Below are 9,806 nucleotides of genomic sequence, written 5' to 3' on the forward strand. Positions count from 1 at the left end.
AGCGGATGCTGACATATTGCGAACCACGGTCGCTGTGGTGAATCAGGGATTGGTCCCGCTGCGGTTGTCGGGCGTGTAGCGCTTGTTCCAAGGCATCCAGCACGAAGTCCGTATGCATGGTAGAGCTGACCTGCCATCCCACAATCCGACGCGCAAAAACATCGATCACAAAAGCGACATAGAGCCAACCCTGCCAAGGTAATACCGCATTGGCGGGCCATGCGGGCAGTTCTGCAAAACGGCGTATCGTCGATGACCGCTGAACCAGCGGGCGGCAAAAATCATGCGTATTGCCGCTGCAAAAAGCCATCACCGCATCAGCGGCGCTGATCCAGAGAGCGGGGACGGGTTTCCCGCACCACCAGCGCGATCCATAGCCCCGAAAGGGCGACAATACCGGCCGTAGCCCAGATGGCGGGGAGAATTTCGTTACTCCATTGCGCTACCAGCCCCAGCAGCAATCCGCCGATGGCATAACCCGTATCACGCCAGTACCGATAGATACCGAGGATGCGTCCGCGCTCCAGCGGTGGGGCCGTGTCGGACATGGCGGCGACCAGATTCGGGTACAGGAGCGCCATGCCCAGACCCATGATGAGCGCCGCCAAAACCCACAAAGCAAAGCCTTGCACCAGGGCAGTGGTCGCCAGGCCCACAGACAACAGAAAAAAGCCGCTGACGATGGGGATCTTGCGCCCGATACGATCGGCCAGATGGCCGGTCCAGAGTTGCGAGAGCCCCCAGACGGCCCCGTAGACACCGGTGATCCAGCCGATGGCCACCACCCCCATGGCGTGCTGCAAGAAATAGATCGGAAAAAGCACCCAGACGAGGGTGTCGGCCACCTTGTTGGCCACCCCTGCCTGACAAAAGGCGCGGTAGCGTGGGTTCCGGAAAGAGACGTCGATAAAGCCGTGCATCCAGTTCGTGGTGGCTGGAGACGCGGATACGGGATGGGCGGCATGCTCGGCATGGACCCAGGCGATGGTATCGCGCACCCGCATCAGCAGGATCAGGGCGACCAGGATCGCGCCCAGTCCGAAGAGCAACAAGGCCCAGCGCGGACCATAGAGCACCGCCAGATAACCGGTGGCAAGACCCGCCAGTCCCATGCCCACATAACCCGCCGCCTCATTGATCCCTACCGCCAGGCCCCGCTGTCGGCTGCCCGCCAGGTCGATCTGGCTGGTCACCGTCATGGTCCAGGTGAAGGCCTGGTTGATGCCGAGAAAGACGTTGGCGGCGATGATCCACCACCAGTTGGGGGCGAAGAAGATCAGCAAGGGGATGGGGATGCCGGCGATCCAGCCGAACAACAGGACACGCTTGCGCCCGATACGATCGGAAAGGGAGCCCGCCACCAGATTGAGCGCCCCTTTGACCAGACCAAAGGAAATCACGAAGCTCGCGAGAAAGAGAAACGCCCCCTTGGTCACCCCGAAATCGTGGGCCAGAGAGGGCAGCACCGTGCGCTCCATGCCGATGACCAGGCCGACAAAGAACACTTGCACGGTCTGCAGCAGAAATTGGCCACGGTTGCGGGCGATTCCGCGCTGATAGGTCATAGCCGGTACATGCACCGACTTCATGACGGCGCTTTGCGCAGCGGTACAACTTCCGCCAATTGCTGGCGGCAGGCGGTGGTGATATCCATCTGGTCAAGGATCAGCTTCCGCACGATCTCACAGGTCTCCAGCACATCGGGGCTGGTGAGGCGGTAATGACAGAAAGTGCCGCACTTGTCGCAGTGCACCAGACCGCGCGCCTTGAGTACGTTGAGATGTTGCGAGACATTGGCCTTGGACAGGCCGGTCAACTCCGTCAGTTCCCCCGCGGTATGCTGCCGTTCACCCAGATAGTGGATCATCTCCAGGCGCTTGGGATGGGCCAGCGCCGCAAAGACCTCGGCGAAGAGGGCGAAGCGCACTGTTTCCGTATTCATAGCGCCGCCCCCAGATTGGCCGACACGATGCGCGCCATCTCCGCCGGCCGTTCCGGAATGTTGGCGGTGAGTTCGCGGATGAAGGTGTCTCGATCAGTCATGGACAGATAGGGGTCCCAGCGCTTCTCGAAGCCGATGGTGGAAGACGGCTTGCCGGACAGGCCCGCACCACAGACACTGCCCGCTGCATGACCAGGGAATATCTCCAGATCGTCGGGCAAGATGAGGAGTTTGTTGTGGATGCTGTCGAAGATCCGGCCCGCCATGTCCTCCGGCGCCCCCCCCAAATCGGGCCGACCAACGCCACCGACGAACAGGGTGTCCCCCGTCAGCACGAACCAGGGGTCGGCGCTGCGCCGCAGATCACTGACCAACAGGCAGATGCTGTCGGCGGTATGGCCGGGAGTATGGAGGACTTTCGTTACCACATTACCGCTTGCCAGCACCTCGCCGTCCTTGAGCCCGCGGATTGGAAAATGAACCTTGCCCACGTCGCTTTCGTGCAGGCAGTAGAGGCCATCGGCCAACTCTGCCAGCTTTTTGCCGCCAGAAAGATGGTCGGCATGGACGTGGGTGTCGATGACAAAGTCGATCCGCACGGCGGCCTTTTGCGCTGCATCCAGAAACCACTGTTCATCGCCAGCCACGACATCCACCGCCACCGCCGAACCCTTGCTGCCACATCCGTAGAAATAGGACAGGGTGCCATCAGCATTGCTGTGTTGTTTGAAAAACATGGATCACTCCCCAATATTCATTAGTTAACATACTACGCAACTAATAAACTAATCGCACCTCCACTATTTGTCAATGTGCCCCAAGATACTGTGATCCATAGTGGTCACGCACGGGAGGAGCGTATCAGTGCATGCGTCCCCCCGAAGAATCCTCAGTCGTTAGCACTTCCCGGCGGGGGATCTCAAACCCGATGATCCGGCGCCAGTGCGCATGGATGGGCCGGATCGCCGGTCTCCACCTGCAAGGTGGGATGGTCGATACGAAAGCGTAGCTGCAATTCATCGCCAATCTGATTCAGAAGTGCGTCCCCCGGATAGCCGTTCGGCATGACCAGATGCGCGGTCAGCGCCGTTTCCGTGGTGCTCATGGCCCAGATGTGCAGGTCATGCACCGCCGTCACATTCGGCAGGGTGGCAAGGTAGGCGCGCACCACCTCTGTCTCGATCCCTTCTGGCACACCATGGAGGGCCAACTGGGTGGAATCCCTCAATAACCCCCAGGTGGCGATCACGATCACCGCGCTGATGAGCAAACTCACCGTGGAATCCAGCCAAAACCAGTGCGTAAAGAGCATCACGATTCCGGCGATGACCACACCCAGCGAGACGACAGCGTCGCTCGCCATGTGCAAAAAGGCTGCCCGGACATTCATATCGCCCTTGCGCCCTGCCATGAACAGCAGCGCCGTCCCGGTATTGATCAGCACCCCGAAAGCCGCCACACCGATCACGATACCGCCGTCTACCGGAGCTGGCTGCAGCAGGCGCTGAATCGCTTCCCAGGCAATCCCGCCAGTCACCACCAACAGGAATACGGCGTTGGCCAACGCCGCCAGAATAGACGAACTGCGCAGCCCGTAGGTGAAACGGACTGAAGGTGGGCGGCGGGCCAGGGCAGTGGCGCCCCAGGCCATCAGCATGGCCAGCACGTCACTGAGGTTATGGCCGGCATCCGCCAACAGGGCCAAGGAATGTCCAATCACCCCGAACACGGCCTCAACCAGCACGAAGCTCAGATTGAGCGCCACCCCGATGGCGAAGGCACGGCCGTAGTCCGCCGGGCCATGGGCATGATTATGCCCATGCGCGTGGCTGTGGGTCTGTTGGTGACCAGTGGTATGGTCGACATGATCATCAACGTCATGTTGGTCATGTGTCATGCATCAATCCTTCCCCGAAAAAATCCGAATGTCTGCCCATTAAAAATCTTTTGGTGGCCGCCGCCCAAGGGGGATGCCGTGTATGTCATGGCGGTTTATTCCGTCTCCCCCGAAATGACTACCATGCCGCCCCAGGGCAGCGTGTGGGGCAGCAGCCGTTCCATCGTCCGTGCCACCCGGTTCCCGGCAGGAAGAAATATGGCGGAATGCATCACCAGCCGGGATACCGGCAAACCGGAGAAGAAATCGAGCAACTCACCGGGACGATGCCAGCGCGCCCCATGGTAGGCACCACTTCCACCGCCCTGCCCTTTCTGTGCATAGAGCAGGCTGCTCCGGTTGAGCCAGCCGATGGCGAAACGCTGGCGCGCCACCCGCACGATCTCGGCCACGGCCTGCCGCTCACCATTCACAAAACACAGGGCCGCAACCGAGACCACACGATCGAAACTGCGGTCCGAAAAAGGCAGGGAGCGGGCGTCTCCGGCTACCCAGCGGATCGCGGGGGGACCCTTGGCGTGGGCGAAGGCAAGCCCGTCCGGGTTGGGATCAAGACCGGTGACGCGGAGGTCTTTCTCGGCAAAGCGGCGGGTAAACCACCCGGTACCACAGCCCACATCCAGGAGTGTATCTCCCGGCCGCGCCTGGAGGAGCCCCGAGAGCAGGCGGAACTCCGTCGTGCCGATCCAACGCCCCCGAGGGGTGTCATACCAGGCGTCATAGGTGGCGGCGTCTATCGGGGTGCTGGCATTGCAGTCGAGGTGGACCGGTAAATCGTTCACCCTTGACGGAGATCCGCCCACCATTCTTGCAGGGTGGGAATATCCACGACCACCTGTTCCCCAGCGGTCTGGCCCTGCAATACGTGCGCGGGGGATGCCGTTTCTCCCAAATGATCGAGAACCCGTAGCGCTGCGCTAAAGTCTTGTCCTTCGGTATATTCCGTCTGGGTAATGATGGTAGCAAGCCCCGCTCCACGGGCGGACTGTAGTCCATTCGCCGAGTCTTCAATCGCGAGGCAGTCTGCGGCAGGCAAACCTAATTGACCCAGCACATAGGTATAAATGTCCGCTGCCGGCTTTTTGTGGGAGACAATATCCCCGGCGCCGATCGTATGAAAGCGCTGCGGCGCCTCCGCGCCTAAGGTGCTCTTCAACAGGGACTCGACATTGGCCGGCGTGGTGGTCGTGGCAATGGCCAGCAACAAACCGTGATCCCGTGCCGCATTCAGCAAACGCTCCACACCGGGGCGTAGCGGCAATAGTCCTGCATTCATCATCTCCACATAATACCCGGTCTTTTGGCGATGGATAGAAGCAATGTCAGCATCGCTCAGTTGCGGCAACTCCGGATGTTCATTCAGGAAAGCCCTGAGGCGTTCTTTGCCGCCGGTAACCCTCAGATAGTAGCCATAGGTCGGTACATCCCAGCTAAAAGGAAGGCCAGCTTCGGCAAAAGCCTGATTGAAAGCGACCCGGTGGGCATCCCGCTCGGTATCGGCAAGGGTACCGTCCACATCAAAAATCAACGCGCGCAACGACATGAATCTAAGTGCCTCCTGAATTTACGGTAAAATATAGTGTCATAACCATCCGACAGAACCGCCAGCATCTCAACGGTCTGGTGGAGCATTGTAACCAGCACGCATTAGATTGCCAAAACAGCTATTCTCTGTTAAACGTAAGCGCGTTATTACCCAGGACAGGAAGCCCCCATGGACGAAAGCATGCCCCAGCCCGCGAAAAAAATGCCCGGCGCAGCCCAGCAATTCACCGCCTTCACCCCCTACGAGCCCGCTCCCAGCGAAGAGTATATGAACCCCACGCAGATTGCCCACTTCCGCCAAATTCTGGAAGATTGGCGCAGCGAACTGATGGCGGAAGTCGACCGCACCGTACAACACATGCAGATGGAAAACGTCAACTATTCCGACCCCAATGATCGGGCCAGTCTGGAGACGGACATGGGCCTGGAACTGCGCGCCCGTGACCGGGAGCGCAAGCTGATCCGTAAGATTACCCAGGCTCTCGACCGTATCAAGACCGGAGAGTATGGCTACTGCGAAAGTTGTGGCGTGGAGATCGGCCTGCGCCGTCTCGAAGCTCGTCCTACCGCCACCCTCTGTATCGATTGCAAAACGCTGGAAGAAAAACGCGAGAAACAGATGGCGCAGGAATGATACCATGCGCCTGCTGGTCCGTAACGCGCGCATCGCCCTACCCTCCGGTGAACTCTATCATGGTGACCTTTTTGCCGAAGATGGTCGCATTGTCGCCATCGATCGGGATATGGACCGCGCCGCCGATACAGTGATTGACGCCGAAGGTCATATGCTGATGCCCGGCGTTATGGACCCGCAGGTGCATTTCCGCGAACCCGGCAATGAACAGAAGGAAGACATTTCCAGCGGCTCGCGAGCCGCGGCCAAAGGCGGTGTTACCAGTTTTCTGGAAATGCCCAATACCAATCCGTCCACCACCAGCCCCGCTGCCGTGGCCGACAAACTGGCCAGGGGCGCGGGAAAATCCGTGGTCAACTATGGATTTTTTATCGGAGCCACCCCGGACAATCTCGATAATCTGCTGGCCGCCGATGCGGCCTGCGGCATCAAGATTTTTATGGGTGCCAGTACCGGTAATTTACTGGTGGACAAGGAGGCGGACCTGGATCGCATTTTCGCGCATGGCCGTAAACTGATAGCGGTCCACGCCGAAGACGAGGCCCGCATTCGTGAACGGCGCACCCAGTTTACCGGCAGCAGTGATCCCGCCGATCATTCTCGTATCCGCGATGAACAATCGGCGCTGATTGCCACCCAGCGCGCCGTTCGACTCGCGAAAAAATATCAGCGCCGCCTGCATGTTCTGCATCTCTCCACGGCCATCGAGGTCGAGTTTTTACGGCAGCAAAAGACAAATTATATCAGTTGTGAGGCAATTCCAAACCATCTTTTCCTGACCACCGATGCCTATGCTAAAATGGGTCCTCTGGCGCAGATGAACCCTCCCATCCGCAGTGAGCACGATCGTCAGACCCTCTGGGAGGGTTTGCGCAGCGGTGTCATCGATTGCATTGCTACGGATCACGCCCCGCACCTGCTAGCAGACAAGGCCTTGGGATACCCGCACGCACCCTCCGGCATGCCCGGCGTGGAAACCAGCCTGCCCCTGATGCTTACCGCCATGCGCGACGGCCATTGTAGTCTGGCCGAGTTGCAGCGCTGGATGTGCTACAATCCGGCGCGCCTCTATGGCGTGGTGAACAAAGGGCGCATTGCCATCGGTTGGGATGCGGATCTGACCTTGGTCGACATGACCCAAGTAAAGCCCGTTCGCAACGAGGAGATGTTCACCAAGGTGGGCTGGAGTCCCTTCAATGGCTGGCTCCTGACGGGTTGGCCTATCACTACCATTGTCGGCGGCCGGGTGGTTTTCGATAAAGGCGAGATTCTCCCCAACGCGCACGGGCAGCCGCTGCACTATGTCGAGCCGACACCCCTGCCGGCGATGGACTGAGCACCGGCATTCCAGAGGCAGAGGGCCGTTCCCCCGGGGGCACTCGCCCAGGGTGCGGTGTAGTAACCCAGAATGAGCAGCAAATGCCCCGCTTCGTCCCAGAGTAAGGGCACATCCGCACGTCGATCCGGTGGGACCCCCGCCTCCAGCAGCAATTTCTTCAGCGGACGATGTTGGCCCTGCCCGGTTAGGGTGAGCTCCCCCTGGCGGCGGCGGCGCCAGTACAAGCTCGTCTCCGCAAAACGCTCAGCCAGCGCGTGATGAAAACCGTCCGGTGCGGTATCCCGGAGAGCACACTGCCAGCCAGAAATCGGCAGCGGATCTCCCTGAGCGACACACCAGGGACCTTCTTCCCATTCCTTTTCCGCCATCGTGCGCGGTTGCGGCCAAGCGCGCAGCAGTCCGCCCTGCAACCAGGCTTGCCCCCCTTCCCACTGAATCCTCGCGCCCCCGCGTCTCTGCATTACCGCGTCCCGCAGAGCCTCCAGACGCTCCCGGCTCGGCACGGGAATCTGCCTCTGCTGAAACCATCCGCGCAGAAAAACCCGCTGTGCGGCAGCAGAAAGGGACTGCAAATACTCCAGGGAGAGTCGCTCCACAGAGAGTTCAGGGTAATCTGCCCGATACTGCTGCCAACGAGAACCAAACCAATCCGCTGCGATTTCCCGCATATCGGCGAGATTATCCGCAGCACGGGCGATATTTGGCGCCGCATGCGGCCAGCCCAGATCACCCAGTTGCGGGAGCAGGATATTGCGCACTCGTACCCGGTCATAACGCATATCGGCGTTAGCCGGATCATTCAGAAAAGGTAAGTGCCACTGTTCCAGATAATCCCGCAGCACCTGTTGGGGTACATCCAGTAGTGGACGGATCAGCAGCCCGGTACCCAGTGGGCGCTGCCAGGGCATACCCGCCAGCCCGGCTACACCAGCACCGCGCAACAGCTGCAAAAGCAGAGTCTCGGCCTGATCCTCCAGATGCTGTGCGGTGAATAGCCAGTCACCCTGACCCAACTGCGCCGCCATGAGGGCATAGCGGGCACGCCGGGCTTGATCCTCCGGCCCTTCGCCCGGGGCGTCCGGGGGTAGGTGCAGCAGGGTGAAGGGAACCCCCAGCGCCGCCGCCTGCCGCTGGCAGGACTGTGCCCACTGAGCGCTGTCCGGATGCCAGCCGTGATCCACATGCAAGGCGTGAACGGTGTATCCTAAAGAAACCAGCGCCACGAGCAGGGCCGTAGAATCACCACCGCCACTGTAAGCCACGTACAATATACGCCCTTCCGAGGGGTGCAAACTCCCCTCCAGACGCGTCTGGAGACGTCGCTCCAGCTCAGGCGGCGCCGATGACTCCATAGTGCATCAGGCGTTCGTAGCGGGTGGTCAGCAACTTGCTGGTATCCATCGCCTGCAGCTCCTGCAGGTGATGGGCGAAGCGCTCGCGGGTCAGTGCAAAGACCGCTTCCGGATCACGATGCGCGCCACCGAGGGGCTCCGCCAGCACTTCGTCGACCAGACCCATTCCCTGCAAACGACGTGCGGTGATACCCAGGGTTTCCGCTGCTTCCGCTGCCATGGCGGCGTTCTTCCAGAGGATCGAGGCACAGCCCTCCGGCGAAATGACGGAGTATACCCCGTACTCCAGCATCAGCATCCGATCACCCACGCCGATCGCCAGCGCCCCACCGGAGCCGCCTTCGCCAATCACTGTGCAGATAATAGGCACTGCCAGGTCGGACATTACCGCGAGATTGCGGGCGATGGCCTCACTCTGGCCGCGCTCCTCGGCGCCAATACCCGGATAGGCACCCGGCGTATCAATGAAAGTAAATACCGGCAAGACAAAACGCTCGGCAAGGCGGAGCAGACGCAACGCCTTACGATAACCTTCCGGTCGCGGCATCCCGAAGTTGCGCTGAATCTTTTCCTTGGTATCGCGACCCTTCTGATGTCCTATCCAGACGATAGGCTGCCCACTGAAGCGGGCCAGGCCGCCAACAATCGCCTGATCATCGGCAAAGGCACGGTCCCCTGCCAGTATCTGTACTTCCGTGAACAGTGCCTGCACATAATCCAGGGTGTAAGGCCGCTGTGGATGCCGGGCCACCTGTACCGTCTGCCAGGCACCAAGCTTGCTGTAAATATGCTGCAATTCTTTGCGCGCTTTGACCTCCAGACGGCTGATGTCATCGGCAATACCCGGCTGATTCAGGGCGCGAAGTTCTTCCACCTTGGCATCCAGCTCCGCTACCGACTGTTCAAAGTCCAGATAACTGATTTTCATGTTCACTCCTTATCATTCCGAACAGGGCCAACGCTCAGGCCGGGCGGCGTGCCCCATATCGGGCACGCTCCAGTGGGACGACATTATTGACGAGGGATGTCGTCGATCGATAGTCCCAACGCCAGCGCGCGGTGGGTGCGAGCGCCATCAAGGCGGCGATAGCGGCGGG

Annotated in this window: 10 protein-coding genes and 1 pseudogene; 2 read left to right on the top strand and 9 right to left on the bottom strand. The window is 60.2% G+C overall.

Annotation, left to right across the window (positions count from 1 at the left end; genetic code table 11):
- From HF921_RS09030 to HF921_RS09060, 7 genes and pseudogenes are all read right to left on the bottom strand, one after another.
- Positions 1-205, bottom strand: a pseudogene (locus HF921_RS09030) (DDE-type integrase/transposase/recombinase); the annotation flags it as partial.
- Positions 206-317: 112 nt separating this feature from the next.
- Positions 318-1,589: an MFS transporter gene (locus HF921_RS09035; protein ID WP_215893700.1), complete on the bottom strand. Its 1,272-nt coding sequence runs from the start codon at positions 1,587-1,589 to the stop codon at positions 318-320.
- Positions 1,586-1,942, bottom strand: coding sequence for an ArsR/SmtB family transcription factor (locus HF921_RS09040; protein WP_215893701.1), 357 nt, complete (start codon positions 1,940-1,942; stop codon positions 1,586-1,588). Before HF921_RS09040 ends, HF921_RS09035 begins: the two co-directional genes overlap by 4 nt.
- Positions 1,939-2,679: an MBL fold metallo-hydrolase gene (locus tag HF921_RS09045; RefSeq protein WP_215860778.1), complete on the bottom strand. Its 741-nt coding sequence runs from the start codon at positions 2,677-2,679 to the stop codon at positions 1,939-1,941. Before HF921_RS09045 ends, HF921_RS09040 begins: the two co-directional genes overlap by 4 nt.
- A gap of 182 nt (positions 2,680-2,861) precedes the next feature.
- Positions 2,862-3,839, bottom strand: coding sequence for a cation diffusion facilitator family transporter (locus tag HF921_RS09050; RefSeq protein ID WP_215893702.1), 978 nt, complete (start codon positions 3,837-3,839; stop codon positions 2,862-2,864).
- A 95-nt stretch (positions 3,840-3,934) separates the two neighbouring features.
- Positions 3,935-4,576 carry a class I SAM-dependent methyltransferase gene (locus HF921_RS09055; protein ID WP_064218847.1) on the bottom strand — a complete coding sequence of 214 codons (642 nt, stop codon included), beginning with the start codon at positions 4,574-4,576 and terminating at the stop codon, positions 3,935-3,937.
- A gap of 41 nt (positions 4,577-4,617) precedes the next feature.
- Positions 4,618-5,382, bottom strand: a complete 765-nt coding sequence (locus tag HF921_RS09060) for an HAD family hydrolase (protein WP_215893703.1) — start codon at positions 5,380-5,382, stop codon at positions 4,618-4,620.
- A 171-nt stretch (positions 5,383-5,553) separates the two neighbouring features.
- On the opposite strand from HF921_RS09060, the gene dksA reads away from it, so the two are divergent.
- Together dksA and HF921_RS09070 are read left to right on the top strand one after the other, a co-directional pair.
- Entirely contained in the window at positions 5,554-6,018 is a 465-nt protein-coding gene (gene dksA, locus HF921_RS09065) for an RNA polymerase-binding protein DksA (RefSeq protein ID WP_064219483.1), read from the top strand.
- Positions 6,019-6,022: 4 nt separating this feature from the next.
- Entirely contained in the window at positions 6,023-7,354 is a 1,332-nt protein-coding gene (locus HF921_RS09070; protein ID WP_215893704.1) for a dihydroorotase, read from the top strand.
- Here the strand turns inward: HF921_RS09070 and tilS are convergent.
- Together tilS and HF921_RS09080 are read right to left on the bottom strand one after the other, a co-directional pair.
- Positions 7,318-8,709 carry a tRNA lysidine(34) synthetase TilS gene (tilS, locus tag HF921_RS09075; RefSeq protein WP_215893705.1) on the bottom strand — a complete coding sequence of 464 codons (1,392 nt, stop codon included), beginning with the start codon at positions 8,707-8,709 and terminating at the stop codon, positions 7,318-7,320. The genes HF921_RS09070 and tilS overlap by 37 nt on opposite strands.
- Entirely contained in the window at positions 8,687-9,637 is a 951-nt protein-coding gene (locus tag HF921_RS09080) for an acetyl-CoA carboxylase carboxyltransferase subunit alpha (protein WP_064219480.1), read from the bottom strand. The genes tilS and HF921_RS09080 overlap by 23 nt, the downstream gene beginning before the upstream one ends.
- Positions 9,638-9,806: the final 169 nt, after the last annotated feature.

The organism is Acidithiobacillus ferriphilus (assembly GCF_018854775.1).
Classification (GTDB): Bacteria; Pseudomonadota; Gammaproteobacteria; order Acidithiobacillales; family Acidithiobacillaceae; genus Acidithiobacillus; species Acidithiobacillus ferriphilus.